This window comes from Streptomyces sp. ML-6 (assembly GCF_030116705.1).
Lineage (GTDB): Bacteria > Actinomycetota > Actinomycetes > Streptomycetales > Streptomycetaceae > Streptomyces.
On the sequence record NZ_JAOTIK010000001.1, the window covers coordinates 6719185 to 6745555 of the forward strand.

Below are 26371 nucleotides of genomic sequence, written 5' to 3' on the forward strand. Positions count from 1 at the left end.
GCGGTTCATCCCCGGGTGGTGGCGGTGGTTCACACCCGGGTGGCGGCGGACCGGCCCAGCAGCACCCACAGCAGGAAGGGCCCGCCGAGCACCGTGGTCACCACGCCCACCGGCAGTTCGGAACCGGAGAAGACGATCCGCCCCAGGGTGTCGGCGGCCACCGTCAGCACCGCCCCGGTCAGCATCGAGGCGACCAGCGGCACCCGGAGCGGGCCGGCCAGCCGGGTGGCGATGACGGGGGAGGCCAGCGCGACGAACGCCACCGGGCCGCACACCCCGACCGCCAGACCGGCGAGGGCCACGGCCAGCAGCATGCACACCAGCCGCACCCGGTTCGGGTGGACGCCCACCGAGGTCGCGGTCACGTCGTCGAAGCGCAGCACGGCCAGGTGCCGCGCCACCGCGAGGGCCGCCGGGACGAGGACGACGAGCCCGATCAGCACGGGCACCGCCACCGAGTAGCCGCGCCCGTTGAGGCTGCCGGAGGTCCAGATGTACAGCGAACCGGCCGAGTTGAGGGAGCGGCGGGACAGCACCACCTGGGTGACGGCGGAGGCCAGGGCCGACATCGCGAGGCCGACCACGAGCACCCGGTAGCCGCGGGTGCCGAGGCCGCCGGAGACGGCGGTGACGACGAGCACGGCGGCCAGCGCCCCGAGCGGACCGGCCCACCAGTCGCCGAAGGTGCCGGTGGCGCTGAGCGTCACCGACAGCAGCACGGCGGCGGTGGCACCGTCGTTCACGCCGAGCAGTTCGGGGGTGGCGAGCCGGTTGCGGGCCAGGGTCTGGGTCAGGCAGCCGGCGAGCCCCAGGGCCGCGCCGGCGGCCAGCCCGGCGACGATCCGCCCGAGCCGGAACTTCTGCACCAGCAGGACGTCGAAGCGGTCGCCCTGCCCGAACACCGCGCGGAAGGTGCGGCCCACGCCCATGTCGCTCTGGCCCGCGTACGCGGACAGCACGACGGCCACCACCGCCAGCGCGGCGAGGACGAGCACGGCGAGCGCGGGCCGCCGGTGCACCAGCAGGGAGAGCGGGCCGCGCCGCAGGACCGCCGTGCCCGGGGCGAGCGCCCCGGCCGCCCCGTTCTTCCCCGGGGTCCGGGCGGTCCGGGCGGGCCGCAGCTTCCGCAGGGCGCCGGCGAGTCCGGCCGGCACCAGGGCCCGGCCCGGCTTCGACGGGGCGCCGTCGGCGGCCGGTTCGGTCATGCCCATCGCGGCCAACTGCCGCGAGCGCACGATGCCGATGAGGACCGGCGCGCCGATCAGCGCCACGATCACCGACACCGGCGCCTCGAACGGCCGGGACACCACCCGGGCCGCCACGTCCGCCACCGTCAGCACCCCGGCGCCGATCAGCCCGGCCAGCACGACCCGGGCGGCGGGGCGGGTGGCGGCCAGCGCCCGGGCCAGGAACCCGGCGAGGAGGCCGAGGAAGGAGATGGGCCCGGCCAGCGCGACCGCACCGGCGGTGAGCAGGGTCACGGCCACCGCGACCGTCGTACGGATCACCGAGGGGCGGTGGCCGAGGCCGCGGGCGAGGTCGTCGCCGAGGGCGAGGGCCGACAGCGGCCGGGTCACCAGCAGCGCCACCACGAAGCCGACCACGAGCACGGGCAGCAGCCGGCCGAGCTCCCCGTATCCGTCGACCCCGGCCAGGGAGCCCAGCACCCAGAACCGGAACCGGTCGTAGGTCTCGGCGGAGTTGACCAGGATCACACTGGTCAGCCCGCCGAAGGTGGCGCCCAGCGCGGAACCGGCGAGCACCAGCCGCATGGGGGAACTGCCGTTGCCCCGGCCCGCTATCAGCAGCACCAGACCGCTGGCGACCACCGCGCCGACGAAGGCGCACACCAGGTAGGCGTAACCGGAACTCAGTCCCAGCAGGGCGATGCCGGCCACGACACCGAGCGAGGCGCCCGCGTTGACGCCCAGCAGCCCGGTCTCGGCGAGCGGGTTGCGGGTCACGGACTGGAGCAGGCAGCCCGCCACGCCCAGGGACGCCCCGACCAGGACGGCGGTGAGCGTGCGGGGCAGCCGCAGATCGCCGATGACCAGGGCCAGACGGCTGTCCGAGCGGGCGCCGTGACGGTTCAGCAGATAGTCCAGTGCCCCGCCCGGACCGACCTCGCCCGCGCCCACGCACAGCGAGACGCCGCACAACAGGACGAGGACGGCCGCGAAACCGGCGATCACCAGTCCGGTGCGGCGCCGGGAGGGCTCGGCTGCGGGACGGCGCTCCGGGCCGGCCACGGGGGCGGTGGGGGAGGGCCGGTCGGCCCCCACCGTCAACGTCCCTGTGTTTCCGCCCTTTTGTCCGTCGGGGCAGGGGACCTCGGAATGCCGTATGTGCATGAAGTGAGGTTAGCCTAACCATAGAAAGCCGAGGTCGCCGGTCGAATGACGGGCGGCTGTCAACTTTGCTCGAATAAGGTTAGGCTTGCCTTACGAAGTGGGGGTCAGTCGTGTCCGAAGTCATATCCGACGCTTCCGCGTCCATGGCGGAACGAAACACCGGGAGCCACCACGGCGTCCCGGGCGGGAGCGGAACTCTCGCCGGCCGCCGTGCCCTGGTCACCGGAGCGGGCCAGGGCATCGGCGCGGCCGTCGCCCGTGCACTCGCCGCCCAGGGCGCCCACGTGGCGGCGACCGACCGCCGCGCCGAGGGCGTCGAGGCGCTCGCGGCCGAACACGCCGTGGCCGACGGCGCGTCGAAACCCGGCGGCATCACCCCGTACGCCATGGACGTCACCGACGCCGCGGCCGTGCACACCGTGGTCGACACGGTCACCACCCGGCACGGCCCGCTGGACATCCTGGTCAACGTGGCGGGCATCCTGCGCCCCGGCCCGGCGGCCGAACTGTCCGACGAGGACTGGACGGCCACCTTCGCCGTGAACACCACCGGGGTCTTCCACACCGCCCGGGCCGTCGCCCCGGGCATGGCGGCCCGCGGCCGCGGCAGCATCGTCACCGTCGGCTCCAACGCCGCCGGCGTGCCCCGAGTGCACATGGGCGCCTACGCCGCGTCCAAGGCCGCCGCGGCGATGTACACCAAATGCCTCGGCCTGGAACTCGCCCGCACCGGCGTCCGCTGCAACGTGGTCGCCCCCGGCTCCACCGACACCGCAATGCAACGCGCGCTGTGGCAGGACCCCGAGGCGCCCCGCCGGGTCATCGACGGCGACCCGGCCGCGTACCGCACGGGCATCCCGCTCGGCCGCATCGCCGATCCGGCCGACATCGCCGGGGCGGTCCTGTTCCTGGTCTCGGACGCGGCCCGGCACATCACCATGCAGGAGCTCTACGTCGACGGCGGCGCGACCCTTCGCTGACCGTCCTCCCCGCGCCCATCCCGCGCACCGAAACACACCCCCGAACCCCCCGCACCGCGCGCCCGCGCCCGCAGCCGGACGTGCGAGAAACGGAGCCATCGTGCCGACGGCACCACAAGTCGCCGCGCCCCACACCCTCGCCGAGCCGGACCACCCCGCCGTGGGCGCGGCCACCGGCCTGCTCAACTCCTATGCCCCGGGCGCCCGTTTCCTCGGCACCCCGACACGCACCCTGCTCGGCGAAGGAGTGCACAGCGAGGTGCCGCACGACGAGCGCCCACCGGCCCTGCGGGTGGCCGCCGCCCTCGCCGCGGCCCGCTCCGCCGGGCACCCCGCCCCCCTCGTCATGGGCGCCATACCCTTCGACCAGGACGCCCCCGCCGCGCTCGCCGTGCCGGCCGTCCTGCACACCGCGCCGCCGCTGACCGCCGACCCGCTGGTCGCCCTGCCCGTGGACCCGCCCTCCCGGACCGACATGACGGTCCACCAGGAACCGGCGCCCGAGCAGTACGCGGCATCCGTCGCCGCCGCCGTCGAACGCATGTGGAAGGGCGAGTTCAGCAAGGTCGTGCTCGCCCGCACCCTGCGGATCGACGCCACCGCCCCGTTCGACGTCGCCGCCATGCTCCAGCGACTGGCCCGCCGCGACCCCTCCGGCTACACCTTCGCCCTGCCCACCGGACCCGACCGCACCCTGCTCGGCGCCAGCCCCGAACTGCTGGTGTCCCGGCGCGGCTCCCGCGTGGTCGCCAACCCGCTGGCCGGCTCCGTACCGCGCAGCGACGACCTCGCCGAGGACGTACGACGCGCCGCGGCCCTCCTGGAATCCGCCAAGGACCTGCACGAACACGCCGTCGTGGTCAACGCGGTGGAGGAGAGCCTCGCCCGGTACTGCACCGACCTGACGGTCCCCGCCCGGCCCACCCTGGTGCGCACCGCCACCATGTGGCACCTGTCCACCACCGTCACGGGCCGGCTCCGCTCCCCGGACACCGCCGCCCTCGAACTGGCCTGCGCGCTGCACCCGACCCCCGCCGTCTGCGGCACCCCCACCGACACCGCCCGCCGGGTGATCCGGGAGAGCGAGGGCTTCGACCGGGGCTTCTTCACCGGCATGGTCGGCTGGGGGGACGCCGACGGCGACGGCGAATGGGTCGTCACCCTCCGCTGCGCCGAGGCGGAACCCACCTCGCTGCGCCTGTACGCCGGCGCCGGAGTGGTGGCCGCCTCCGAGCCCGAGGCGGAGACCGCCGAGACCGCCGCGAAGTTCCGCACCTTCCTCGGCGCCGTGGGGGCCCGGCTGTGACCCTCCACCCCACCCCGACCTGGCCCGCCGAGTACGCCGAGCGCTACCGCGCCGCGGGTTACTGGCGCGGCGAGACCTTCGGCGCCATGCTGCGCGAACGCGCCGCCGCCCACCCCGACCGCGTCGCGATCGTCGACCCGGCCGCCGGCACGCGCCGGACCTACGGCGAACTCGATGTCCGGGCCGACCGGCTCGCCGCCGGACTGCTCGCCCGGGGCATCGGCAGGGGCGACCGGGTGGTCGTGCAACTCCCCAACATTGCCGAGTTCTTCGAGGTGGTCTTCGCCCTCTTCCGGATCGGCGCACTGCCGGTCTTCGCGCTGCCCGCGCACCGCGAGTCGGAGATCGGCTACTTCTGCGAGTTCACCGGGGCCGCCGCCTATGTGATCGCCGGGGAGCACGACGGCTACGACTACCGGAAGCTGGCGGCGAAGGTCCGGGCCGAAGTCCCCACCCTGCGCCACGTGTTCGTCGCCGGGCCGGACGCGGGCCCCTTCGAGCCGCTGGACGCGGTGCACACCGACCCCGTGCCGCTCGACGGGCCCGAACCCGGGGACCTGGCCTTCCTCCAGCTCTCCGGCGGCAGCACCGGCATCCCCAAACTGATCCCGCGCACCCACGACGACTACATCTACTCGCTGCGCGGCTCCAACGAGATCTGCGCGGTGGACGAGCACAGCGTCTACCTGTGCGCCCTGCCCGCGGCCCACAACTTCCCGCTGTCCTCGCCGGGCACGCTCGGCGCGCTGTACGCGGGAGCCCGGGTGGTGCTCTGCCCGCGCCCCAGCCCCGAGACCGCCTTCCCGCTGATCGAACGGGAACGCGTCACCATCACCGGCCTCGTCCCGCCGCTCGCCCTGATCTGGACCGAGGCGGCGCCCACCACCCCGTACGACCTGAGCAGCCTGGACGTCCTGCTGGTCGGCGGCGCCAAGTTCAGCGAGCAGGCCGCGCGGCGGGTCCGCCCGGCCCTCGGCTGCACGCTCCAGCAGGTGTTCGGCATGGCGGAGGGGCTGGTCAACTACACCCGCCTCGACGACCCCGAGGAGACCGTCGTCACCACCCAGGGCCGTCCCATCTCCCCGGACGACGAGATCCGCATCGTCGACGACGCGGACGAGGACCTGCCCCCGGGCAGCTCCGGCCACCTGCTGACCCGCGGGCCCTACACCATCCGCGGCTACTGGAACGCCCCCCGGCACAACGCCCGCGCCTTCACCCCGGACGGCTTCTACCGCACCGGCGACATCGTCCGCCGCACCGAAACCGGCCACCTGGTCGTGGAGGGCCGGGCCAAGGACCAGATCAACCGGGGCGGCGAGAAGATCGCCGCGGAGGAGGTCGAGAACCACATCCTCGCCCACCCCGCCGTCCACGACGCCAACGTGGTCGGGGAACCGGACCCCTACCTCGGCGAACGCACCTGCGCCTACGTCATCCTGCGGGCCGGCGCCGAGCCGCTGAAGCCGGTGGCCGTCAAACGCTTCGTCCGCGAACGGGGCCTGGCCGCCTACAAGGTGCCCGACCGCGTCGAGTTCGTGACCGCGTTCCCGCAGACCGGGGTCGGCAAGATCTCCAAGAAGGACCTCCGGGCCGCCGCCCGCCCGGCGGGCACGGACGCCACCGCCCCCGAGCCCTCCGCCACCACCCCCGAACCGGCCGCTCCCCGGCTGTCCACCCCCGCACAGGACTGAACGAGACACCCCCATGGCCCTGCCCAGGATCACCCCGTACCCCATGCCCGCCGCCGCGGATCTGCCGGCGAACCGGGTCGACTGGAAGGTCGACCCGGCCCGCGCGGTCCTGCTCGTGCACGATCTGCAGAACCACTTCCTCTCCGCCTACGACGTCGGCGCGTCCCCCGTCCCGGAACTCCTGGCGGGCGTGGCAGCCCTGAAGAAGCGCGCGGGACAACTCGGCATCCCCGTCCTCTACACCGCCCAGCCGGGCGGGCAGACCCGGGAGGAACGCGGGCTGCAACAGGACTTCTGGGGCTCCGGCCTGCCGGACGACCCCACGGCCGCGGCGATCGTCGAAGCCGTCGCGCCCGGCCCGGACGACGAGGTCGTGACCAAGTGGAAGTACAGCGGCTTCGTCCGCACCGACCTGGCGGACCGGCTGGCCGCCCTCGGCCGTGACCAGCTCGTCGTCACCGGCGTCTACGCCCACATCGGCGTGCTGATGACCGCCTGCGACGCCTGGATGCGCGACATCCAGGCCTTCGTGGTCGCCGACGCCGTGGCGGACTTCTCGGCCGAGGAACACGCCATGGCCCTGCGCTGGGCCGCCGGCCGGTGCGCCGTCGTCACCACCGCCGACACCGTCCTGGAAGGGATCTGACCCCGTGGCACTCACCCTGCAGCAGATGCGCGAGGACATCGCCGACATCCTCGGCGAACCCGTCGACGACATCCCCGACGACGAGAACCTCGTCGACTACGGACTCGACTCCATCCGTCTGATGGCCCTGGTCGGCCGCTGGCGCGAGGCGCACGGCATCGACATCGCCGTCGCGGACCTCGCCGAACGCCCGGCCGTGGAGGTTTGGGCCGAACTCCTGAAGGCCACCGCCTGACCCGCCCTCCCCGCCCGGGAAGCACCACGTCCCCGGACAGCCGTCGGGCCGCTCGCACGAGCGGCCCGACGGCTTGGCGGTTCGACGGCCCTGTGGCCCGGTGGATCAGCCGTGCCCCGGTGCCCGGCCCGGGTCCGGCGCCGGACCCCCGGTGTCCCGGCGGTCGACGGCCTCGCCGCGGATGACCTGGGGCTGCGAGCTCCCCCCGTCACCGTTCGGGGCGTCCTTCATGGCTTTGGCCTCGGCCTTGAGGATGCGGGCCGACTTGCCCGCGGAACGGGCGAGGTCGGGGAGCCGCTTGGCGCCCAGGAGGAGTATGACCACGATCAGGATGATCGCGAGTTCGCTGATCCCGAACATCAGTCGTCGTCCTCGTCCTCGTCGTCGCCTTCGAGGAAGTCCCCGACCTCGTCGACGACTTCGGCCGCGACCATGCCGCCGACGACCCCGACCGCGAGCCCGGCGGCACCCACCGCGACGGCCGTGCCGATGCCCGGTCCCGAACGGTGACCGCCACCGTGGGAATGGTCCCCGTGCTGCGCGGGGTACGGGCCGTCGTGCCCGTACGCGGACTCCGCCGCGTACGCCGACCGGTGCTCGACCAGCTGCCGCAGCCAGCCGTCCACGAGGGCCGTCCAGTCCTGGTGCTCCACGCCGTCGTGCGGGACCGTGAACCGGCTGAGCGCGTCGTGCCCGTCGGAGAAGGGACCGCCGCGCTTGTCGGCCTCCAGGACCACCTCCATGCCGCCCGGCGAGGCGAGGAAGGTGACCTCGATCTCGTTGACCGCGTGCGCGTACTGCGGCGCCGGGGACAGCTCGATCTCCTGGTAGAAGGGGAGCTGCTGCCCGGTGCCGCCGATGTGCCCGTACTCCAGGTCGGCGGACTTGAAGCCGAAACCGAGCCGGCCGAACGCCTCCAGGACGGCCTCCTGCACCGGCAGCGGGCGGACGGTGAGTTGGTCCAGGTCGCCCTTGTCCTTGGCCCCGGCCACCGCCAGCTCGGTGCGCACGCCGAGGACGATGCCCAGGGCCTGCCCGTACAGCTCGGTGATCGGGGTCTCCCACGGCAGGGCGACCGTGAACGGCACGCTGCGCTGCTCGCCCTCGGCCAGCCGGAAGCCGCCGCCGACGGTGAGGCGCTCGAAGGCCACGACGCCCTCGCTCTCGCCCTCCTCGTGCTCGGACTCCACCCGCGCGATGAGCTCCAGCGTGATGTGCTCGATGTCGAAGTCGGCGTTGCCGCCCTTGAGATGGACCTGGCCGGACAGCGGCCCGCCCGGGGCGACCGCCCCGGGATCGAGAACCGTGTCGACGGTGGGGCCGCCCACGCCGAGCGAGCCGAGCAGTCGTTTGAACACCATGGCGGCGTTCACTCCCTTATGTGCGTACGAGGGGTGCGGGGAGCACGGGCACATTCGGAGGAAGCGCCCGAACTCTACAGGTGTGTAGAAGCATAGGGCTGCTGGGAGGGGGTGCAGGAATCCTGGGGCCCGGTGGGCGGGAAAGTCCGAAAAGGATCGCCCATGAGGTCCGGACAGCTGCTTGACGAGCGCGTTTTGCCGTGCTTTTGCCATGTCCCGGTGAGCGTACTGTCCGGCGCCGCACCGTGGCACGCACGCACGCACGCACGCGTCGGGGCGGAGCCCGGCCCGTGCGGTACGCGACCGGCCCCGCCGACGCGGGGGAGCGTCGGCGGGGCCGGTCGGTGGATCTCCGCGCGGCCCCGAAACCGGGGCGCCACGGGCCGGGTGTCAGCCCTTGCGGGTGTTGATTTCCTCGGTGAGCTGGGGGAGGACCTGGAAGAGGTCGCCGACGACGCCGTAGTCGACGAGGTCGAAGATCGGGGCCTCGGCGTCCTTGTTGACCGCGACGATCGTCTTGGACGTCTGCATCCCGGCCCGGTGCTGGATCGCGCCGGAGATGCCCGAGGCGATGTACAGCTGCGGGGACACGCTCTTGCCGGTCTGCCCGACCTGCGCGGAGTGCGGGTACCAGCCCGCGTCCACCGCGGCGCGCGAGGCGCCCACCGCCGCCCCCAGCGAGTCGGCCAGCGCCTCGATCACCGCGAAGTTCTCCGCCCCGTTGACCCCGCGCCCGCCCGAGACCACGATCGCCGCCTCGGTCAGCTCCGGACGCCCCGTCGACTCCCGCGCCGTGCGCCCCGTCACCCGCGTGCCCGTCGCCGCCGCCGAGAACTCCACCGCCAGCTCCTCGACCGCACCCGCCGCCGCGGCCGCCTCCACCGCCGCACTGTTCGGCTTCACCGTGATCACCGGCGTCCCCCGCACCACCCGCGAACGCGTCGTGAACGACGCCGCGAACACCGACTGCGTCGCCACCGGGCCCTCCGCACCCGCCTCCAGGTCCACCGCGTCGGTGATCACACCCGACCCCAGCCGCAGCGCCAGCCGCGCCGCGACCTCCTTGCCCTCCGCCGACGACACCACCAAAACCGCCACCGGCGCAACCACCTCGCACGCCGCCTGCAGCGCCTCCACCTTCGGCACCACCAGATACTCACCGAACTCCGCGGCCTGCGACACCAGCACCCGCACCGCACCGTGCCCGGCCAGCACCGCAGCCGTGTCCGCGGCCCCCGCACCCACCGCCACCGCCACCGGATCACCCAGACGCCGCGCCAGCGTCAGCAGCTCCAGCGTGGGCTTGCGGACGGCACCGTCCACGTGATCGACAAAAACCAGAACCTCAGCCATGGAACCCCAACCTCCTGCGAATCAAAGACGGAACGACAACACCCACACCGGCCACCGCACCAGCAGCCACCGGCCACACCGGCCCACCACCCCACCAGCGGCGGCGGTCACCGACGACCCCGGTCAGATGAACTTCTGGCCCGCCAGGAACCCGGCCAGCTGCCGCCCGCCCTCGCCCTCGTCCTTCACGACCGTGCCCGCCGTGCGCGCCGGACGCTCCGCCACCGACTCCACCACGGTGCACGCACCCTGAAGGCCGACCTCCTCCGCCCCGATCCCCAGATCGGACAGATCCCACGACTGCACCGGCTTCTTCTTCGCCGCCATGATCCCCTTGAACGACGGATACCGCGCCTCGCCCGACTGGTCGGTCACCGACACCACCGCCGGCAACGACGCCTCCAGCCGCTCCGAGGCCACATCCCCGTCCCGGCGCCCCGACACCACACCGCCCCCGACCGACACCTCCGACAACAGCGTCACCTGCGGCACCCCCAGCCGCTCCGCCAGCAACGCCGGCACCACCCCCATCGCCCCGTCCGTCGACGCCATCCCCGACACCACCAGATCGAACCCGGCCTTCTCCACCGCCCGCGCCAGCACCAGCGACGTCCCCATCACATCCGTACCGTGCAGATCCTCGTCCTCGACATGCACCGCCTTGTCCGCACCCATCGACAACGCCTTGCGCAACGCGTCCCGCGCATCCTCCGGACCCACCGTCACCACGGTGACCTCCGCACCCTCCACCCCGTCCGCGATCTGCAACGCCTGCTCCACCGCGTACTCGTCGAGCTCCGACAGCAGACCGTCCACATCCTCCCGGTCCACCGTCAGATCATCGGCAAAACGCCGCTCACCCGTGGCATCGGGCACGTACTTCACACAGACAACGATCCTCAAGCTCACGCCGGCTCTCCTACCTGGGTGTGGTTCGTAGGAACGACATTATGGCACTCAGTACCCTCTGTAAAGGAACTCGGTGTCAGAAAGCTCTTTTCGGTGCTACGTTCCCGGCATGACTGACGCACGCAGACCGGCGAAGAAGGCCCCCATGCGGGAGGTGCTCGCCCAGGCGGCCTTCCAGCTCTTCCTGGAGCGGGGCTTCGAGCGGACGACGGTGGACGACATCGTGGCGCGGGCCGGGGTCGGGCGCCGGTCGTTCTTCCGGTACTTCCCCTCCAAGGAGGACGCGGTCTTCCCGGACCACGAGCGCTGCCTCGCCGACATGACCGCCTTCCTGGCGGAGGCCGGCGACGCCGAGCCGGTCGACGTGGTGAGCGACGCGGCCCGGCTGGTGCTGCGCATGTACGCCGCCAACCCGGAGTTCTCCGTCCAGCGCTACCGGCTCACCCGGGAGGTGCCCGGACTGCGCACCTACGAACTGTCCGTGGTCCGCCGGTACGAACAGACGCTGGCCGGCTACCTCCGGGGCCGGTACGGCGACTCGGCCGACGGCGCGCTGCGGGCGGAGGTGATCGCCGCGTCCGTGGTCGCCGCGCACAACAACGGGCTGCGGAGCTGGCTGCGCTCGGGCGGCGAGGGCGACGCGGAGGCCGCCGTCGACCACGCGCTCGCACTGGTGCGCCGGGTGTGGGGGAGCGGGACGGACGAAAACGCCGCGCCGCCCTCCGCCGACGGCGACGTGGTGGTGATGGTCGCGGCGAAGGGTGCCCCGATGTGGCGCGTCGTCCAGCGGATCGAATCGGTCATCGGGCAGGACGGAGGCCCCGGAACGGCGTGATCTGGCACTGAGTGTCTTTACGTTTCGACACTCAGTGCCCTATGGTGCGGACGCGTGCCGACGCGCAGACGCGGCGCGCTCCGAGCCGAGCGCAGGGGGTCGAACGTGTCCCAGTCGTCAAGTGGCACCGTGCGGACGGTGCATGAGGAAGCCGGCCTGACCTACCACCGATGCCGCTGGTGCGGCACGGCCTCCTTCCGGAGACTGCTGTGCCCGGTGTGCGCGTCGAGCGACCTGGAGTCCGAACACAGCGCCGGTCCGGGCGTCGTGGTGAGGTCGGGCGTGGTGCACCGCTACACCGAGGCGGCCCGCAACGAGTCCCTCGTCCGGTTCCCCGAGGGCTTCGTGTTCCGCTGCCGGGTCGTGGGCGCCGCGCCGGACCGGGTGGCGGTCGGCGCCCGGGTGCGCCCGGCCGTCGTCGAGGGCCCGGACACGGGAGAGGTGGTCTTCGAACTCTGCGACCCGCCGGGGAACGACGCCTGGTACTGACGCCGGCCGGTCACGTCCCCGTCACCACCGGGTCGTCGGCGTCCGGGAGGGACATGATTGGCTGGGGGCATGATCGATGACTTTCTCGCCGAGACCGCCGGGGACGCCGGACACCTGACCGAGGTCGAGGCGGCGGTGCGCGCCGCCGCCGCTGCCGAGATCCTGCCCCGCCACCGGCAGCTGGCCGCGCACGAGATCGTCGAGAAGAACGGCCCGCACGACCTCGTCACCGTCGCCGACCGCCTCGCCGAGGAACACCTCACCGCCGCCCTCACCAAGCTCCTGCCCGGCTCCGTCGTCGTCGGCGAGGAGGCGGTGCACGCCGACCCGGGGGTGTACGACGCCCTGGGCGGCGACGCCCCGGTGTGGATCGTCGACCCGGTCGACGGCACCCGCCAGTTCGTCCGCGGCGAGCAGGGCTTCTGCACCCTGGTGGCCCTCGCCCACCGCGGCGAGCTCCTCGCCTCCTGGACGTACGCGCCGGCCCTGGACGAGATGGCGATCGCGGTCCGCGGCCGCGGCGCCACGCTCAACGGCAGGCCGATACGGTCGGGGGCACCCGCCCCCGGCGCCGTCCTGCGCGTGGCGATGTCGCACCCCGACTACACCACCGACGCCCAGAAGCGCGCCCTGCTCGGCCTGCGCACCGAGGGCATCGACGCCCGCCCCTGCGGCTCGGCGGGGCTCGAATACCTCGACATCGCCCGCGGCGACAAGGACGCCATCGCCTTCAGCTGGGAGTACGCCTGGGACCACGCGGCGGGCCTGCTGCTGGTCACCGAGGCGGGCGGCGCCCAGGCCACCCTCTCCGGCGCCCCGTTCCGCATAGCGGGCGGCAACGACCTGCCGTTCACCGCGGCCCGCGACGGGGCGACTGCCGCACGCGTCCTCGAAGCGCTGCGCACCGGAGCCTGACCGGCCGTTCCCGGCGGCCACGGCCGCCGGGAACCGCCGCCGTACCGTCCCGGGCCGGCCGAGGAGCGCGTGGGGCGGCGCCCCCGCGGGGTACGGCCGGCCCCGATGCCGGACGCCCGGCGCGTACGGCAGGCCCCGGGATCAGGCGCCCGGGGCGAGCGCCGACCGCACCTCGCGCACCAGTTCCGCCGCCTGCTCCACCGCCGCCCCGTCCAGCCCCCGCAGCACCGCGCCGACCCGGTCGGCGTAGTCCGCCGGAGTGTCCGGCAGGGCCGCCGCGGCGGCCGTGGCGCCCTTCTCGTTGAGGCACCAGACACGATGGTGGGCGTGCAGGGACTGGGCCAGGACACCGAACGCCCGCGACAGGCACAGGGCGACATGGAGCGTGTCGCCGGCGGGCGCCGACTTGCGGGCGGCCGCCACCGAGAAGTCCGCCTCCCACGCGGCTTCGACGAGCGCGGTGCGCAAGGGCTCCGGATAGTGCCTCGTACGCTCCTGAAGCGCCGTCAACTCGCCCCAGGGGTCGGCCAGTACGCGGCCCGCCGCGACCTCGCCCGGATACGCGGGGGACCAGAAACCCAATGGGTGCCCCGGCTGCACCCCCACTTCGAAGCGGCCCTCGCGGCAGTCCTCCCAGACCGCCTCCACCCGGTCCAGGTCGCGCAGGATCCAGTCCACCGCGACGCCGTCCACCCGCAGCCACGCCCCGCCGTCGACCCAGCGGCCCCAGCCGCCGGGACCGGCGACCTCGGCCGGGGCGCCCTGCACCTCGGACGCCAGCGCGGTCAGCGCGGCCACGTCGGGCGTGCCGCGGTAGTACAGGCCCAGATCCCAGTCGGAGTCCGGGCGGTGGGCGCCGCGGGCCCGGCTGCCGCCCAGGGCGACGGCCCGGATTCCGGGCAGACCGGCCAGGCGGGAGGCCATGTCGAGGATGTGGGCGGGCACGGACGCGGCGGGGGAGTTCGGCGGTTTCATCGCGCGCGACCCTACCCCCGGCCGGGGCGCCGACGCCTCGGAATATCCTGGGTGTCCTGGCCGTCGGCTGACGAAGGAGTCCGAAGGTGCCGTCGATGCTCGATGCAGTCGTGGTGGGGGCGGGCCCCAACGGACTGACCGCCGCGGTCGAACTGGCCCGCCGCGGCTTCGCCGTGGAGGTCTTCGAAGCGGAGGGGACCGTCGGGGGCGGTGCCCGCACCGAGGAGCTGACCCTCCCCGGCTTCCGCCACGACCCCTGTTCCGCCGTCCACCCGCTGGGCATCGGCTCGCCCGCGTTCGACGCGATGCCGCTCGCCCGGCACGGCCTGGAGTGGATCCAGCCCGAGCTGGCGCTCGCCCACCCGTTCCCGGACGGCACGGCCGCCGTGCTCACCGGCTCGGTGGGGGAGAGCGCCATGTCGCTGGGCGCACGGGACGCGGGCGCGTACCGCAGGCTCGTCGCCCCGTACCTCGGCCACTGGGACACCCTCGCCGAGGACTTCCTGCGCACCCCGTGGGACGGGCTGCCCCGTGACCCGTACCGCTGGGCGCGGTTCGGGCTCGACGCGCTCCAGCCCGCCTCGCTGCTCTCCCGCCGCTTCCGCGGGGAGAAGGCGCGCGGACTGTTCGCCGGGCTCGCCGCCCACGCCATAGCCCCCACCAGCGGTCTGGCCACCGGCGGGATCGCCCTGCTCTTCGCCCTGGCGGCGCACGAGAAGGGCTGGCCCGTGCCGCGCGGCGGATCGCAGGCCATCTCCGACGCCCTCGCCTCGTACCTGCGCGAACAGGGCGGCACGATCCACACCGGTACGGAGGTCAAGCGGCTCGACGAACTCCCGCCCGCCCGCGCCTACGTCTTCGACACCTCGCCGACCGCCGTCGCCCGCATCGCGGGGCTCGGCCGGGCCTACCGCGGCTACCGGTACGGCGCCTCCTGCTTCAAGATCGATTACGCCCTGTCGGGCCCCGCCCCCTGGACGGCCGAGGAGGCCCGGCGTGCCGGAACGGTCCACATCGGCCCCACCGCCGGTGAGATCGACTCCGCGCTGACGGCCGCGGTGAAGGGGCACGACCCGAGCGTGCCGTTCCTGATCACCGCGCAGCCCAGCCTGATCGACCCGTCCCGCGCCCCCGAGGGCCGGCACGTCTTCTGGGCGTACGGGCACGTCCCGGCGGGCTGGGAGGGCGACGCCACCGACGTCATCGAACGCCAGCTGGAGCGCTTCGCCCCCGGCTTCCGCGACCTGGTGCTCGCCCGCGCGGTCGCCGGGCCGCCGCAACTCGCCGCGCGCAACGCCAACTACGTCGACGGCGACATCGCGTGCGGTGCGTTCGCCGGGCTGCAGACGGTGCTCCGCCCCAAGCTCGCCCGCGTCCCGTACGCGACGGCGCACCCGGCGGTGTTCCTGTGCTCCTCGGCCACCCCGCCCGGCCCCGGTGTGCACGGGATGTCCGGCCACCACGCGGCGAAGGCGGTCTGGCGACGGCTCCGGGCGTCCTGAGAACGCCCCGGGAGCCGGGCGGCCCGAAAACAGCCGGGCGGCCCGAAAACAGCCGGGCGGCCCGAAAACAGCCGGGCCGCCCGGGGTCACCGCGGAGGGCGTTCGGCGGACTGTTTCACCAGCTCGGCCCGGAGCTCCTCCGGGTCCAGGGCCAGCAGCTCGCCGATCTGCCCGTCCCACCCCTCGGCGGCCCGCTCCCCCGCGGACCGGAACCCCTGCCGCACCCGGCCCCCGGCCACGGCCAGGGCGACCGCGACGACCGGCCGCAGCAGCCACCGGCCGCGCACCGTGACCGACACGTCCACCCGCCACAGCCCGCCGTCCGCCCGGCTCGGCCGCAGCCGCGCCTCGCCCAGCCGGTGCCTCAGCCGGGCCGTCATCGGGGCCCGCGCCACCGGCGGGGCCCCGGGCAGGAGGCCGGCCGCCGCCCACTACGCGGCCAGGTCGAGCCTGGCCCTCCCCGTGCCCCGGTACAGCGTCCCCGAGCCCTCCGGCCCCCGCAGCTCCCCCTCGGCCTCCAGCAACCGGGGCCGGTCCGGGCTGCTCAGCCGGAGAACCAGGCGCGCCGTGAGGTCGTCCTGGGCCGACAGCTGCTCCACGGCGATCGCCTTGGTGCGCCGCCACTCGTGCACGAGGACGACGGTCCGCTCCGTGGAGTCGGCCTCCGTGATCTCGTACCGGGCGCCGGCCCGCAGATGGCGCCCCTTCAACAGACGCACGCCCACGACCGGCTGCCCGTTCTCCAACAGGACCTGCTCGCCGTCGGCCCGGCTGGATTCGGCGAAGTCGCAGAGTATCCCGATGAGTTCGCGGACTCGGCCGGGCTCCAGGGGGCGGACGACGACGGAGTGGTGGAAGGAGGTCATACGGCCCCGGCCACGGAGCCGGAACGTTCGTACGGATCGCTCACTGTTCCCCACCCACTTCCGGCCATTTCCCGTGCGTCCTGTCGAGTGTGCACGACGGCGCCCGCGCGAGTCCGCCGGGGTGCGGGTCGAAGGCGCGCCGCAGCCACTGCGCGAGCCGGGCCCCGAAGTCCTCGGCGGAGACGATGTCCGAGGCCGGGAGCATCCCGAAGTCGTCGAGGGAGGCGGCGAATTCGACGTCGGCCCAGCCGCCCCGGAACAGCACCACGACCAGCTCGGCGTCGTCCGGGCCGCGGGCGACGACGCCCAGCGAGTCGGGGTCGCCCACCCGCGCCCGGTCGGTTTCCAGCGGCTGGGGCCAGGACGCCTCCGCGTCCCGCCACGTCACCGGGCCGAACACCACTCCGCGATCGCGCCAGAGCGCTGCCTCACCGGCGAGCACGGCGGCGGCCCGATCGAGATCGACGATCCTCTCCATCCCGGGATCATGACCGCCCGGAGCCCCGCCATCAACCGTGTCACGGGGCGGGCGGCGAAACGCCGCCGACGGGCGGGGAGGCGAATCCGAAGGAGCCTGGCAGTGCCGCGTCGATGTCGGAATTCCGCCAGCCTCCCGGGTGTCCGTACCGGATGCTTGAGGCATGTACACCGACACCGAGCGCTGCGTACGGGCCGTCCGGTCCAAGGACGCCCGCTTCGACGGCTGGTTCTTCACGGCGGTCCTGACCACCCGGATCTACTGCCGCCCCAGCTGCCCCGTCGTGCCGCCCAAGGTCGAGAACATGACCTTCTACCCCAGCGCCGCCGCCTGCCAGCAGGCCGGGTTCCGGGCCTGCAAGCGATGCCGGCCCGACACCAGCCCCGGCTCCCCGGAGTGGAACGCCCGGGCCGACTCCGTGGCCCGCGCGATGCGCCTCATCCGGGACGGCGTCGTCGACCGCGAGGGCGTCCCCGGGCTCGCGGCCCGGCTCGGCTACTCCGCCCGGCAGATCGAACGCCAACTGCTCGCCGAACTCGGTGCGGGCCCGCTCGCCCTGGCCCGCGCCCAGCGCGCCCAGACCGCGAGGCTCCTCATCGAGACGACCGCGCTGCCCATGGCCGAGGTCGCGTTCGCCGCCGGGTTCTCCTCGATCCGCACCTTCAACGAGACCGTCCGCGAGGTCTTCGCGCTCGCCCCGGGCGAACTGCGCAGCCGCGCCGCCCGCTCCCCGAGCCCTCCCGCCACCCCGGGTACGACAGCGCTGCGGTTGCCGTACCGGGCCCCGCTCAACCCCAGCAACCTCTTCGGCCACCTCGCCGCGACCGCGGTCCCCGGCGTCGAGGAGTGGCGGGACGGCGCCTACCGTCGCACGCTCACCCTGCGGTACGGACACGGCACCGTCGCCCTCTCCCCGCAGCCCGGCCACATCGCCTGCCGCCTCTCCCTCACCGATCCGCGGGACCTCACCCTCGCCATCAGCCGCTGCCGCTGGCTGCTCGACCTGGACGCCGACCCGGTGGCCGTCGACGAACAGCTGCGCGCCGACCCGCTGCTCGCGCCCCTGGTCGAGGAGGCCCCCGGCCGGCGGGTCCCGCGCACCGTCGACGAGGCGGAGTTCGCCGTCCGGGCGGTGCTCGGCCAGCAGGTCTCGACCGCCGCCGCCCGCACCCACGCCGCCCGTCTGGTCACCGCGCACGGCACCCCCGTCGACGACCCGGAGGGCGGCCTCACCCATCTCTTCCCGACCCCCGGGGCGCTCGCCGGGCTCGACCCCGAACGGCTCGCCCTGCCGCGCAGCCGCCGCACCACCCTCACCACGCTCGTCGGGGCGCTGGCCGACGGATCGCTCGGCCTCGGCACCGGCACCGACTGGGAACGGGCCCGGGCCGAACTGGCCGCCCTGCCCGGCTTCGGACCCTGGACCGTGGAAGTGATCGCGATGCGGGCGCTCGGCGACCCCGACGCCTTCCTCCCCACCGACCTCGGCATCCGCCGCGCGGCCGGGAAGCTCGGCCTCCCGTCCACCCCCGCGGCACTCACCGCCCGGGCGGCGGCCTGGCGGCCCTGGCGGGCGTACGCGGTCCAGTACCTGTGGACCGTCGACGACCACCCCATCAACCACCTGCCCACCCCAGAAAGCCGGGAAGTCCAGTCATGACCACGAAACCCACGAGCACGGCGCCCCGGCGGCACACGGTCGTCGACAGTCCGTACGGCCCGCTGACCCTCGTCGCCACCGACGGGATCCTCTCCGGCCTCTACATGACCGGACAGCGCCACCGCCCGCCCGAGGAGACCTTCGGGGAACCGGACCCGCGCCCCTTCACGGAGACCGTCCGCCAGCTCGACGCCTACTTCGCCGGTGAACTGCACGAGTTCGACCTGCCGCTGCACCTGGACGGCACCCCGTTCCAGCGCAGCGTCTGGGAGCAGCTCCAGCAGATCCCGTACGGCGAGACCCGCTCGTACGGCGAACTGGCCGAGATCCTCGGCAAACCGGGCGCCTCGCGCGCGGTGGGGCTCGCCAACGGCAAGAACCCGGTGGGCATCATCGTCCCCTGCCACCGCGTCATCGGCGCCTCGGGCGGGCTCACCGGCTACGGCGGCGGGCTCGACCGCAAGCAGCGGCTGCTGGCCTTCGAGAGCGGCACGCAGGACGCCATCCCGGCGCTCTTCTGACACCGCCCCGTGCGGAGAAAACACGGGGGCGGTCCCGGACGGGAACGTCCGGGACCGCCCTCCGGGCAACCGGGAAGTACTGGGCCGACCGGGGTCAGCCGGTGAAGATCTCCACCAGGGTCCAGATCGCCAGCCCCAGCATGCAGAGCCCGCCGATCCGCTGGACCGTCTTGAGCGGCACCCGCTTCGCGATGAACTGCCCCGCCAGCAGCGCCAGCGCCGAGACGGACATCAAGGCCGCCGCCGACCCGATCGCCGTGGACCAGGTGCCGTTGCTCGCGGCCAGGTTGGCCGTGGTGATCTGGGTGAGGTCGCCCCACTCACTGATGAAGACGGCCATGAACGCGGTCGAGTAGACCGGCCAGAAACCGGTCACCGTCCTGGGGCCGGCCTCGTCGTCGTCATCGTCGCCACCGGAGCGCAGCAGCATGAACGCACCGAAGGCGAAGAGGGAGGCCGACACCAGCTTCACGATCCAGTCGGGCAGCAGCCCGAGCAGACTGCCCGCCCCCACCGCGATGGCGACGTGCACGATGAACGCGGACGAGGTGCCGAACCAGACGTACAGCGGCCGCATGCGGGTGCCCATGGCAAGCGACGCGAACATCGTCTTGTCGGGGAGTTCCGCGAGGAAGATCAGCCCGAAGGCGGTGAGGATCGCCAGGGGGTCGAGGTGCATTCCGGGTGGCTTTCTGTGAGAGCCGGGCCCCGGGCCTTCGCGAAGCGCCGGACGGCTCTCGGAGGACCACTCGGCCCGGCATGACGTCACCGCCCACGGGCGCGGGCGTGTCATACCTGACCGAAGGTCTCGCCCGCCCGCCATGATTCACGGGCCCGGCCACCGGGAACCCGAGGGCTCCAGTGTGTCGACGACCGGTTTGCGGGGCTACTCCCCTTCGCAGCCGCCAACTCTACCCCACCCCGCCCCCGGGGTAGCGCGGATGTTCGACCCGGCGGCGGGCCGGTACAGTCCCGGGGTGATCACCCGAGCCGGTACCGGAAGCGCCCCCGCATGAGCCGCACACGCAGGACCGCACCCACCGGGGGCACGCCCCGGCCCACCGTCAGCGTCTGCCGCGGCTGCTGCTGCGGGACGCCGAAGATCCCGGGCGTGGACCACGCCGCCCAGCTCGCCGGGCTGCGGAGCTCGCTCGGCGATTCCGCCACGGTGCGCGTGGTGGACTGCCTCGACGCCTGCGAGCAGGCCAACGTGATCGTCGTGCAGCCGTCGGCGGAGGGCCGCAGGGCGGGCGGCCGGCCGGTCTGGCTCGGGCTCGTCAACGACCCGGACGCCGTGACGGACGTGGCCGCCTGGGCCGGGGCGGGCGGACCGGGGCTGGCGGACCCGCCCGAGATCCTCGACCTGTACGTGTTCCGCCCCTCGCGCCGGGTGCAACGGGAACTGGGGGACTGACGGCCCCCGCCTCAACTCCCCTGAGCCGTCCCGGTTTCCGCCGCCAGCCGCCTCAGCAGCGCGGGAAGAGCCGTGCCGATGGGCTCGCGCACGATTTCCTCGGCCAGTTCGTCGTACGGCGTCGGCTCCGCGTTCACCACGATCAGCCGGGCGCCGTGGTCCGTCGCGACACCGGCCAGCGAGGCGGCGGGCTGCACCTGGAGCGTCGTACCGACCGCGATGAACACCTCGCAGGCCTTGGCGATCGCCATGGCCTGCCCCAGCACCATCGGATCGAGCCGCTCGCCGAACATGACCGTCGCCGACTTCAGGATGCCGCCGCAGACCTCGCACGGCGGATCGGCCTCGCCCGCCTCGACCCGGGCCAGTGCGTCGGCCATGGCGGAGCGGGCGTGGCAGCGGGTGCAGACCACCTCGCGCGCGGTCCCGTGCAGCTCCAGGACCTTGCGGGCGGGGAGCCCGGCGAGCTGGTGCAGACCGTCCACGTTCTGCGTGATCACCCGCACCGGCGTGCCGGACCGCTCCAGCTCCGCCACCGCGCGGTGGGCCGCGTTCGGCTCGGCGTTCCAGGCCGCACTGGCGCGGCGCATCTGCCAGGAGCGGCGGCGGATCTCCGGGTCGGCCATGTAGAAGTCGTACGTGACGAGCTTCTCGGCCTCCGGGTCCTTGCGCCAGAGGCCGTTGGGGCCGCGGTAGTCGGGAATGCCGGAGTCCGTGGACACACCGGCGCCGCTGAGGATCGCGACGAGAGCCATGGCCCCGAGCGTACGCAGCACCGGGCGCCGCCCGCGAGACGATTTCGCCCGGTGCCGGGCGTCACGGGCGGCGGTCCGGCGCCGCGGTCAGGCCGTGGGGGCCACGGGACTGAACGGCGAGGGGGTCAGCCCCGTCCAGGTGTTCAGCTCGGCGCGGGCGGTCTGCTTGGTGACCTCGCCGTCCTGGAGCGTGCCGCTGCGCGCGACGTAGAACCGCCCGTCGTCGAGCGAGACCAGCCCGTACTGCCCGTACTGACCCGGCGCGGGCCACCCGTACGTGCCGCTCGCCGCGTCGTGCGCGCCCTCCCGCAGCAGGGGGAGCAGCAGACCGCGCTCCGGTTCCTGCTGGCCGCGGACCGGACCGCGCACCGGCTTCCGCGCCCCGTCCAGCGCGAAGACCGAGTAGTTGGGGAAGCCCGGCTTGGTGCCCTTGTAGGCGGCCATCAGCCAGTTGCCGCTGTGCCCGTCGTACTCCAGGTTCTGCACGCCGTACGTGGTGTTCCCGGTGTACGCGAAGAACTTGCCGTCGGGCCGGGCGGGGCCGCTGGTGTGCGGGGCCGACTCGGTCAGCGGGCGCTCGTACTTCTTCCACCGGGTGACGTCGTACTGGAGCAGCACCTGGTGGTCGTTGTCCGTGCGGTCGGCGTTGGCGTACACGCCGTAGGCGACCGTCAGCCTCTTCCGGGCGTGCTTGCCGCGCCGGTCGCCGAACGCCGGGCCGAACGCGACGCCGTCGATGCCGCTGCAGCCGTACCGGTGGTCGGGCGTCCTGCCCGTGTCGCCGTCGAAGACGCCGTCGCCGTTCATGTCGGCGGTGAAGTCCTCCACCACCTCCTTGAGGTGGACGGTCGAGACGACCCCCGTGGTCTGGGCATCCATGTCCATCCGGGTGATCCGGTCCACGTCGAGGATCGCGATGTAGAAGGACTTCGCCTCCTTGTACTCCAGCGAGCCGTAGACCCGGCCGTCCCGCTCGTCGAAGTCCAGGTCGCCGAGGTGGCCGGTGAAGCCGGTGACCGAGCCGACCGGATTGCCCCCGAGGTCGGTCTTCACCAGCAGGTTGGTCATCGAGAAGTACATGAAGCCCTTGCGGCGGTCGATGGCCATGCCCTGGACGTGGCCGGACCGCCAGGCGCCCCCGTCCACCGACGAGGGCAGCCCGCCGTGCGCGGGGCGGGCCGGGGACGGCACCGGCTCCGCGAGCGCCGTCGAGGCCGTGGTGACGACTGCCGTGCAGGCGAATACGGCCGCGACGATCGCGGCCAGTGGTCCGCCGAGGTGCCCTGTGTGCGTACGCATGATCCCTCCGCATCCGTGGAGTCCGGATGATGCCGGTCGAGCGTGGACTGCGGACGAATGGCATCTGAACTCGCGCGCCCGGCAGCCGTCGTCCGGAATACCGGTGACAGGCCGTCAGGACAACGGGACACAGGGGGAATACGGGGCGAACGGGACGGAGAGGGGGTGGGGCGGTCCGCGGCTCAGTCGGCCACCGGGCGGCCGTCCACCAGCTCCACCGTGCCGCCACCGGAGTCGAGGACGTCCAGGGCCGCCCGCAGGCGCGGCCCGAGGGTGCCGAGGAGATGCCGGTCCAGCGCGTCGCGCTCCACCAGCTTCCAGGACAGGAGCTCCTCCTCCTGCAGCCGGATCGCCTTCAGCTCGGCCTCGCCGAGCACTCCGCCGTCGTACAGGTACGCGGCGATCGGCGGCCGTCGCGGACTGCGCGACCAGTCGACGGCGAGCAACCGCCCCGGCTCGATGTCGAGTCCGATCTCCTCGGCCGTCTCGCGCCGTGCGGCCTGGCGCGGGCTCTCGCCCTCGTCGGACTCGATCGTTCCGCCGGGCAGGGTCCAGCCCTCCCGGTAATTCGGCTCGACGAGCAGCACCCGCCCCCGGTCGTCCCGGAACAGCATGGCCGCGGCGGCCAGTACCCGGGGGAGGCCCGTGATGTAGGCGGCGTAGTCGGTGGTGGTCACGCGGGCAGCGTAGCGGAGCCCGGGCGCGCACCGGCCCGGGCGAAGGCCGCCCGACCGGTGCGACGGTGGCCCTGGGCAGCGGGTATCCGCTGCGGATAAGGTCGGGGCGGCGCGACTGCCTGTTCGAGAGCAAGGGATGCAAGGTGGCGGACGGAGCAGTGATGGAGACCGCACGCGTGCTCGTCGCGGCGGACAAGTTCAAGGGCTCGCTCACGGCCGTGCAGGTCGCGGAGCGGGTGACGGCCGGGCTGCGGCGGATCGCCCCCGGCGCACGGGTCGAGACCCTGCCCGTGGCCGACGGCGGCGACGGCACGGTGGCGGCGGCGGTGGCCGCCGGATTCGAGCGCCGCGAGGCCAGGGTGACCGGCCCCCTCGGCGACCCGGTGACCGCGGCGTACGCGCTGCGCGACACCACGGCGGTGGTGGAGATGGCCGAGGCGTCGGGGCTCCAGCACCTGCCCGCGGGGGTGTTCGCCCCGCTCACGGCCACCACGTACGGGTCCGGCGAACTGCTGGCCGCCGCGCTCGACGCGGGGGCCCGGACGATCGTGTTCGGGGTCGGCGGCAGCGCGACCACGGACGGCGGCGCGGGCATGCTGGCCGCGCTCGGCGCCCGGTTCCTGGACGCGGACGGCAAGCCCGTCGGCCCCGGGGGCGGCGGCCTCGCCGCCCTGGCCGAGGCGGACCTGTCCGGCCTCGATCCACGACTGGCCGGGGTGGACCTGATCCTCGCCAGCGACGTCGACAACCCGCTGACGGGGCCGAAGGGCGCCCCCGAGGTCTACGGCAGGCAGAAGGGCGCGACCGAGGACGACATCGCGGTCCTCGACGCCGCGCTCGCCCACTACGCCTCCGTCCTCGGCCCGGACCACGCGCGGCTGCCCGGAGCGGGGGCGGCGGGCGGTATCGGCTACGGGGCGCTGGTCGCCCTCGGTGCCCGGTTCCGCCCCGGCATCGAGGTCATGCTCGACGTCCTGGGCTTCGCCCCCGCACTGGCCCGCGCCGACCTGGTGATCACCGGGGAGGGCTCGCTCGACGCGCAGACCCTGCACGGCAAGGCGCCGGCGGGAGTGGCCGCCGCGGCCCGCGCCGCGGGCATCGAGGTCGTCGCGGTCTGCGGCCGGCTGGCGCTGTCGCAGGAGGCCCTGACCGGGGCGGGCATCAGCCGCGCGTACGCCCTGGCGGACCTGGAACCGGACCCGGCGGTCTCGATGGCCCAGGCGGGGCCCCTGCTGGAACGCGCCGCCGAGGCGATCGCGCACGACTTCCTGACGCGGCCCCGGTAGCCGCCCCCGGCCGGCCGGACGGCCCGGTGACCGCCCCCGCCGGACGGGCCCGGGCCGCCGGGACCGCCCGGCCCATGGCGCTCCGGGACGGGCGGGGCGGCATCCGGGCCGGCCCGCCCCGCGCCCCGGCCGGGACACCGCCCGCACGTCATCCGACGGACGGTGCGGTTCCCAGACCGCTTCCGTCGACGGCTTCCCCGGTGCCGTCCCCGCCGGCCCCCGCTCCGGGGAGGCCCGGGACCACGCCTTCGTCAGGGCGCGGGCCGGAGCCGTTCCCGCCGGCCAGCAGGTCGGCCAGGCACTGGAGCTCCGACGGCAGGTCACGCCGCCAGGCCATCGTCACGAACGGCGCGAGCACGATCATGCCGCCGTCCAGATGGGGCCTGACCGAAACGGTGACCGTCGTGCCCCGGAGGCCCGGACTGAGCCGGAACTCCAGCTCCGGGGAATGCCGGCCCAGCGGGGTCCACATGCCCGCACCCCGGAAGACCAGGTACTCGACGGGGGCGCTCGCGGTGCACCGGAGGCGGTGCGTCCGTCGTCTGCCCGGAAACTTGCAGATGTACTCGTCGCCGAGTTCGGCGGCGAGGGGACCGTCGATCACCCGGTCGATGCTCGACGACCACTCGGCCAGATTCCGCGGATCCCGGAGGAACGAGAAGACCTCGTCGGCGGGGCGGGACACATGGACATTCGCAGACACATGGGGCATGGCTCCACCTCTTACGGCGCCCGGCCGCCCGGGTATCGGCGTCCGGTTGCCCTTGTCGCGGTGCCGTCGCCCCTCAGCCTGCTCCGGTTCACCGGTTCGCGCACCCGTCGCGCGCCCGATGGAGTGAATCACGGGTCCTGCCGGGCCAGCTTCTCGGAGAGTCGCGCGCAGAGCCGTCGGATCTCGTGGTGGGTCCGGTTGCGTTCGGTGACGGCCGCGCCGAGCAGCAGCGCGGTGAGCGCGGTGACCCCGTTGAACGCCTGGAGGACGATCATGGAGGCGACCAGACCGTAATCGGCGAAGGGGCCGGTCATCCGTCCGGCGGCCAGGATCGCGAGCGTGGACACGCCCAGCGCGCAGCAGGCGGCGCCGGCCCGCTCGAAGCGGAAGGCGGCCCAGATGAGGAAGGGGAACACGAGGAACAGCAGCGAGGGGATCGTGACGGTCGCCAGGAGGGTGGCGCCCAGGGTGGCGGCCACCAGGGCGGCGGCCTCGATCCATCGTGCCGGGCCGATGTCGCGCGGCCACCGGGCCCTGCGGGCGGCCAGCAGCAACGGCGTCACGACCATGATGCCCATGGCGTCGCCCGTCCACCAGACCAGCCAGGTCGGCCAGAACTCGGCGGCCGGGAGCGCCCCCGACAGCACGAGGGCTCCGGAACCCGCGGACGCGCTGATCAGCGTACCGGCCAGGGCGCCGAGGAAGACCAGCGCCAGCGCATCCCGCAGCCGGTCGAGGTCCTTGTGGAAACCCGCGCGCCTCAGCATCAGGAACGAGCAGACCGGGGCGAGGGTGTTTCCGGCGGTGATCAGCGGCACGGACACCGGCGAGGGATCGATGGCGCCGTTGACGACGAACGCCCCGAGCGCGATTCCGGGCCAGACCCGCACACCGAACACGAGCAGCGCCGCCATCGCGATCCCGGTCGCCGGCCACAGCGGGGTGACCTGGCCCCGCACCAGCTGCTGGAGCAGCCCCAGCCAGGCCGTCGCGCAGTAGCAGGCGGCCACCCCCAGAACCGTCAGGACCGTGACCGCCCGCCGCCGGAGCCGCGCTCTGTCCACCACAGCAGCATCAGACACCACACCGAGGCATCCCGCAGGGGCGGGCACGCCGAGGTCCCGCCGATGCCACGGACGAAGGGGCGCCTCC

The 26371-nt window shown here is 73.9% G+C and carries 28 protein-coding genes; 13 read left to right on the plus strand and 15 right to left on the minus strand.

All coding sequences use genetic code 11. From position 1 onward, the window contains the following. Nucleotides 1–29: 29 nt before the first annotated feature. Nucleotides 30–2351 (minus strand): Fe(3+)-hydroxamate ABC transporter permease FhuB, encoded by a 2322-nt coding sequence (gene fhuB / locus OCT49_RS29560; RefSeq protein WP_283854849.1) that lies wholly within the window; start codon nucleotides 2349–2351, stop codon nucleotides 30–32. Between the two features lie 143 nt (nucleotides 2352–2494). Between fhuB and OCT49_RS29565 the strand changes: the two genes are divergently transcribed. The 5 genes from OCT49_RS29565 to OCT49_RS29585 all read left to right on the plus strand — a co-directional run bounded on the left by OCT49_RS29565 (nucleotide 2495) and on the right by OCT49_RS29585 (nucleotide 7212). Further along, nucleotides 2495–3331, plus strand: a complete 837-nt coding sequence (locus OCT49_RS29565; RefSeq protein WP_283854850.1) for a 2,3-dihydro-2,3-dihydroxybenzoate dehydrogenase — start codon at nucleotides 2495–2497, stop codon at nucleotides 3329–3331. A 100-nt stretch (nucleotides 3332–3431) separates the two neighbouring features. Then, entirely contained in the window at nucleotides 3432–4637 is a 1206-nt protein-coding gene (locus OCT49_RS29570; RefSeq protein WP_283854851.1) for an isochorismate synthase, read from the plus strand. After that, nucleotides 4634–6331 (plus strand): (2,3-dihydroxybenzoyl)adenylate synthase, encoded by a 1698-nt coding sequence (locus OCT49_RS29575; protein WP_283854852.1) that lies wholly within the window; start codon nucleotides 4634–4636, stop codon nucleotides 6329–6331. Before OCT49_RS29570 ends, OCT49_RS29575 begins: the two co-directional genes overlap by 4 nt. A gap of 13 nt (nucleotides 6332–6344) precedes the next feature. Beyond that, nucleotides 6345–6977 carry an isochorismatase family protein gene (locus OCT49_RS29580; protein WP_283854853.1) on the plus strand — a complete coding sequence of 211 codons (633 nt, stop codon included), beginning with the start codon at nucleotides 6345–6347 and terminating at the stop codon, nucleotides 6975–6977. Nucleotides 6978–6981: 4 nt separating this feature from the next. Beyond that, entirely contained in the window at nucleotides 6982–7212 is a 231-nt protein-coding gene (locus OCT49_RS29585; RefSeq protein WP_283854854.1) for a phosphopantetheine-binding protein, read from the plus strand. Nucleotides 7213–7317: 105 nt separating this feature from the next. Here the strand turns inward: OCT49_RS29585 and OCT49_RS29590 are convergent, their stop codons facing one another. The 4 genes from OCT49_RS29590 to OCT49_RS29605 all read right to left on the minus strand — a co-directional run bounded on the left by OCT49_RS29590 (nucleotide 7318) and on the right by OCT49_RS29605 (nucleotide 10835). After that, entirely contained in the window at nucleotides 7318–7572 is a 255-nt protein-coding gene (locus tag OCT49_RS29590; RefSeq protein WP_283854855.1) for a twin-arginine translocase TatA/TatE family subunit, read from the minus strand. Beyond that, the gene (locus tag OCT49_RS29595) at nucleotides 7572–8573 is read right to left on the minus strand and encodes a sporulation protein (RefSeq protein ID WP_283854856.1); all 1002 of its coding nucleotides are present in this window, start codon (nucleotides 8571–8573) and stop codon (nucleotides 7572–7574) included. Before OCT49_RS29595 ends, OCT49_RS29590 begins: the two co-directional genes overlap by 1 nt. Before the next feature lie 390 nt (nucleotides 8574–8963). Next, nucleotides 8964–9926 carry an electron transfer flavoprotein subunit alpha/FixB family protein gene (locus tag OCT49_RS29600; protein ID WP_283854857.1) on the minus strand — a complete coding sequence of 321 codons (963 nt, stop codon included), beginning with the start codon at nucleotides 9924–9926 and terminating at the stop codon, nucleotides 8964–8966. Nucleotides 9927–10049: 123 nt separating this feature from the next. Further along, nucleotides 10050–10835, minus strand: a complete 786-nt coding sequence (locus OCT49_RS29605; RefSeq protein WP_283850309.1) for an electron transfer flavoprotein subunit beta/FixA family protein — start codon at nucleotides 10833–10835, stop codon at nucleotides 10050–10052. A 145-nt stretch (nucleotides 10836–10980) separates the two neighbouring features. On the opposite strand from OCT49_RS29605, the gene OCT49_RS29610 reads away from it, so the two are divergent. The 3 genes from OCT49_RS29610 (at nucleotide 10981) to OCT49_RS29620 (ending at nucleotide 13074) form a co-directional block, all read left to right on the plus strand. After that, nucleotides 10981–11670, plus strand: a complete 690-nt coding sequence (locus OCT49_RS29610; protein ID WP_283855988.1) for a TetR family transcriptional regulator — start codon at nucleotides 10981–10983, stop codon at nucleotides 11668–11670. A 138-nt stretch (nucleotides 11671–11808) separates the two neighbouring features. Continuing rightward, nucleotides 11809–12159, plus strand: coding sequence for a Zn-ribbon domain-containing OB-fold protein (locus OCT49_RS29615; RefSeq protein WP_283854858.1), 351 nt, complete (start codon nucleotides 11809–11811; stop codon nucleotides 12157–12159). 69 nt (nucleotides 12160–12228) lie between these two features. Beyond that, nucleotides 12229–13074 (plus strand): inositol monophosphatase family protein, encoded by an 846-nt coding sequence (locus OCT49_RS29620; RefSeq protein ID WP_283854859.1) that lies wholly within the window; start codon nucleotides 12229–12231, stop codon nucleotides 13072–13074. A 141-nt stretch (nucleotides 13075–13215) separates the two neighbouring features. On the opposite strand, the gene OCT49_RS29625 is transcribed toward OCT49_RS29620, so the two are convergent. Further along, complete coding sequence (locus OCT49_RS29625; RefSeq protein ID WP_283854860.1) at nucleotides 13216–14049, minus strand: DUF4037 domain-containing protein; 834 nt, start codon at nucleotides 14047–14049, stop codon at nucleotides 13216–13218. Nucleotides 14050–14135: 86 nt separating this feature from the next. On the opposite strand from OCT49_RS29625, the gene OCT49_RS29630 reads away from it, so the two are divergent. Beyond that, nucleotides 14136–15551 (plus strand): phytoene desaturase family protein, encoded by a 1416-nt coding sequence (locus OCT49_RS29630; RefSeq protein ID WP_283854861.1) that lies wholly within the window; start codon nucleotides 14136–14138, stop codon nucleotides 15549–15551. Between the two features lie 86 nt (nucleotides 15552–15637). On the opposite strand, the gene OCT49_RS29635 is transcribed toward OCT49_RS29630, so the two are convergent. Genes OCT49_RS29635 through OCT49_RS29645 form a run of 3 tightly spaced genes read right to left on the minus strand, consistent with a single transcriptional unit; the run spans nucleotide 15638 to nucleotide 16895 of the window. Next, on the minus strand, nucleotides 15638–15931 hold the full coding sequence (locus OCT49_RS29635) for a hypothetical protein (protein WP_283854862.1): 294 nt from the start codon (nucleotides 15929–15931) through the stop codon (nucleotides 15638–15640). A gap of 51 nt (nucleotides 15932–15982) precedes the next feature. Continuing rightward, nucleotides 15983–16417 (minus strand): hypothetical protein, encoded by a 435-nt coding sequence (locus tag OCT49_RS29640; RefSeq protein ID WP_283854863.1) that lies wholly within the window; start codon nucleotides 16415–16417, stop codon nucleotides 15983–15985. A 40-nt stretch (nucleotides 16418–16457) separates the two neighbouring features. Beyond that, nucleotides 16458–16895 (minus strand): hypothetical protein, encoded by a 438-nt coding sequence (locus tag OCT49_RS29645; protein WP_283854864.1) that lies wholly within the window; start codon nucleotides 16893–16895, stop codon nucleotides 16458–16460. Between the two features lie 163 nt (nucleotides 16896–17058). Between OCT49_RS29645 and OCT49_RS29650 the strand changes: the two genes are divergently transcribed. Both OCT49_RS29650 and OCT49_RS29655 read left to right on the plus strand, forming a co-directional pair. Then, on the plus strand, nucleotides 17059–18555 hold the full coding sequence (locus tag OCT49_RS29650; protein WP_283854865.1) for an AlkA N-terminal domain-containing protein: 1497 nt from the start codon (nucleotides 17059–17061) through the stop codon (nucleotides 18553–18555). Continuing rightward, a complete protein-coding gene (locus OCT49_RS29655; protein ID WP_283854866.1) occupies nucleotides 18552–19076 on the plus strand; it encodes a methylated-DNA--[protein]-cysteine S-methyltransferase in 525 nt (174 codons plus the stop codon). The genes OCT49_RS29650 and OCT49_RS29655 overlap by 4 nt, the downstream gene beginning before the upstream one ends. 94 nt (nucleotides 19077–19170) lie before the next feature. On the opposite strand, the gene OCT49_RS29660 is transcribed toward OCT49_RS29655, so the two are convergent. Beyond that, nucleotides 19171–19755, minus strand: coding sequence for a TMEM165/GDT1 family protein (locus OCT49_RS29660; protein ID WP_283854867.1), 585 nt, complete (start codon nucleotides 19753–19755; stop codon nucleotides 19171–19173). A gap of 333 nt (nucleotides 19756–20088) precedes the next feature. Here OCT49_RS29660 and OCT49_RS29665 point away from each other — a divergent pair, with 333 nt between their 5' ends. Then, on the plus strand, nucleotides 20089–20490 hold the full coding sequence (locus tag OCT49_RS29665) for a (2Fe-2S) ferredoxin domain-containing protein (protein WP_283854868.1): 402 nt from the start codon (nucleotides 20089–20091) through the stop codon (nucleotides 20488–20490). Nucleotides 20491–20501: 11 nt separating this feature from the next. Here the strand turns inward: OCT49_RS29665 and OCT49_RS29670 are convergent, their stop codons facing one another. The 3 genes from OCT49_RS29670 to OCT49_RS29680 form a co-directional block, all read right to left on the minus strand. Further along, entirely contained in the window at nucleotides 20502–21245 is a 744-nt protein-coding gene (locus OCT49_RS29670; RefSeq protein ID WP_283854869.1) for an SIR2 family NAD-dependent protein deacylase, read from the minus strand. 87 nt (nucleotides 21246–21332) lie between these two features. Further along, nucleotides 21333–22544, minus strand: coding sequence for a hypothetical protein (locus OCT49_RS29675; protein ID WP_283854870.1), 1212 nt, complete (start codon nucleotides 22542–22544; stop codon nucleotides 21333–21335). A 182-nt stretch (nucleotides 22545–22726) separates the two neighbouring features. Beyond that, a complete protein-coding gene (locus tag OCT49_RS29680; protein WP_283854871.1) occupies nucleotides 22727–23221 on the minus strand; it encodes an NUDIX domain-containing protein in 495 nt (164 codons plus the stop codon). 161 nt (nucleotides 23222–23382) lie between these two features. Here OCT49_RS29680 and OCT49_RS29685 point away from each other — a divergent pair, with 161 nt between their 5' ends. Continuing rightward, entirely contained in the window at nucleotides 23383–24507 is a 1125-nt protein-coding gene (locus tag OCT49_RS29685; protein ID WP_283854872.1) for a glycerate kinase, read from the plus strand. 148 nt (nucleotides 24508–24655) lie between these two features. Here OCT49_RS29685 and OCT49_RS29690 read toward each other — a convergent pair whose 3' ends face one another. Together OCT49_RS29690 and OCT49_RS29695 are read right to left on the minus strand one after the other, a co-directional pair. Beyond that, entirely contained in the window at nucleotides 24656–25219 is a 564-nt protein-coding gene (locus tag OCT49_RS29690; RefSeq protein WP_283854873.1) for an SRPBCC family protein, read from the minus strand. Nucleotides 25220–25347: 128 nt separating this feature from the next. Then, complete coding sequence (locus tag OCT49_RS29695; RefSeq protein ID WP_283854874.1) at nucleotides 25348–26286, minus strand: MASE1 domain-containing protein; 939 nt, start codon at nucleotides 26284–26286, stop codon at nucleotides 25348–25350. Between the last annotated feature and the right edge of the window lie 85 nt (nucleotides 26287–26371).

What these genes read in the sequence shown, in the direction of transcription:
- fhuB (WP_283854849.1), bottom strand. Translation starts at nt 2,351, where the DNA reads ATGCACATACGGCATTCCGAGGTCCCCTGCCCCGACGGACAAAAGGGC.
- OCT49_RS29565 (WP_283854850.1), top strand. Translation starts at nt 2,495, where the DNA reads ATGGCGGAACGAAACACCGGGAGCCACCACGGCGTCCCGGGCGGGAGC.
- OCT49_RS29580 (WP_283854853.1), top strand. Translation starts at nt 6,345, where the DNA reads ATGGCCCTGCCCAGGATCACCCCGTACCCCATGCCCGCCGCCGCGGAT.
- OCT49_RS29590 (WP_283854855.1), bottom strand. Translation starts at nt 7,572, where the DNA reads ATGTTCGGGATCAGCGAACTCGCGATCATCCTGATCGTGGTCATACTC.
- OCT49_RS29595 (WP_283854856.1), bottom strand. Translation starts at nt 8,573, where the DNA reads ATGGTGTTCAAACGACTGCTCGGCTCGCTCGGCGTGGGCGGCCCCACC.
- OCT49_RS29600 (WP_283854857.1), bottom strand. Translation starts at nt 9,926, where the DNA reads ATGGCTGAGGTTCTGGTTTTTGTCGATCACGTGGACGGTGCCGTCCGC.
- OCT49_RS29610 (WP_283855988.1), top strand. Translation starts at nt 10,981, where the DNA reads ATGCGGGAGGTGCTCGCCCAGGCGGCCTTCCAGCTCTTCCTGGAGCGG.
- OCT49_RS29620 (WP_283854859.1), top strand. Translation starts at nt 12,229, where the DNA reads ATGATCGATGACTTTCTCGCCGAGACCGCCGGGGACGCCGGACACCTG.
- OCT49_RS29625 (WP_283854860.1), bottom strand. Translation starts at nt 14,049, where the DNA reads ATGAAACCGCCGAACTCCCCCGCCGCGTCCGTGCCCGCCCACATCCTC.
- OCT49_RS29635 (WP_283854862.1), bottom strand. Translation starts at nt 15,931, where the DNA reads ATGACGGCCCGGCTGAGGCACCGGCTGGGCGAGGCGCGGCTGCGGCCG.
- OCT49_RS29640 (WP_283854863.1), bottom strand. Translation starts at nt 16,417, where the DNA reads ATGACCTCCTTCCACCACTCCGTCGTCGTCCGCCCCCTGGAGCCCGGC.
- OCT49_RS29645 (WP_283854864.1), bottom strand. Translation starts at nt 16,895, where the DNA reads ATGGAGAGGATCGTCGATCTCGATCGGGCCGCCGCCGTGCTCGCCGGT.
- OCT49_RS29650 (WP_283854865.1), top strand. Translation starts at nt 17,059, where the DNA reads ATGTACACCGACACCGAGCGCTGCGTACGGGCCGTCCGGTCCAAGGAC.
- OCT49_RS29655 (WP_283854866.1), top strand. Translation starts at nt 18,552, where the DNA reads ATGACCACGAAACCCACGAGCACGGCGCCCCGGCGGCACACGGTCGTC.
- OCT49_RS29660 (WP_283854867.1), bottom strand. Translation starts at nt 19,755, where the DNA reads ATGCACCTCGACCCCCTGGCGATCCTCACCGCCTTCGGGCTGATCTTC.
- OCT49_RS29665 (WP_283854868.1), top strand. Translation starts at nt 20,089, where the DNA reads ATGAGCCGCACACGCAGGACCGCACCCACCGGGGGCACGCCCCGGCCC.
- OCT49_RS29670 (WP_283854869.1), bottom strand. Translation starts at nt 21,245, where the DNA reads ATGGCTCTCGTCGCGATCCTCAGCGGCGCCGGTGTGTCCACGGACTCC.
- OCT49_RS29675 (WP_283854870.1), bottom strand. Translation starts at nt 22,544, where the DNA reads ATGCGTACGCACACAGGGCACCTCGGCGGACCACTGGCCGCGATCGTC.
- OCT49_RS29685 (WP_283854872.1), top strand. Translation starts at nt 23,383, where the DNA reads ATGGAGACCGCACGCGTGCTCGTCGCGGCGGACAAGTTCAAGGGCTCG.
- OCT49_RS29690 (WP_283854873.1), bottom strand. Translation starts at nt 25,219, where the DNA reads ATGCCCCATGTGTCTGCGAATGTCCATGTGTCCCGCCCCGCCGACGAG.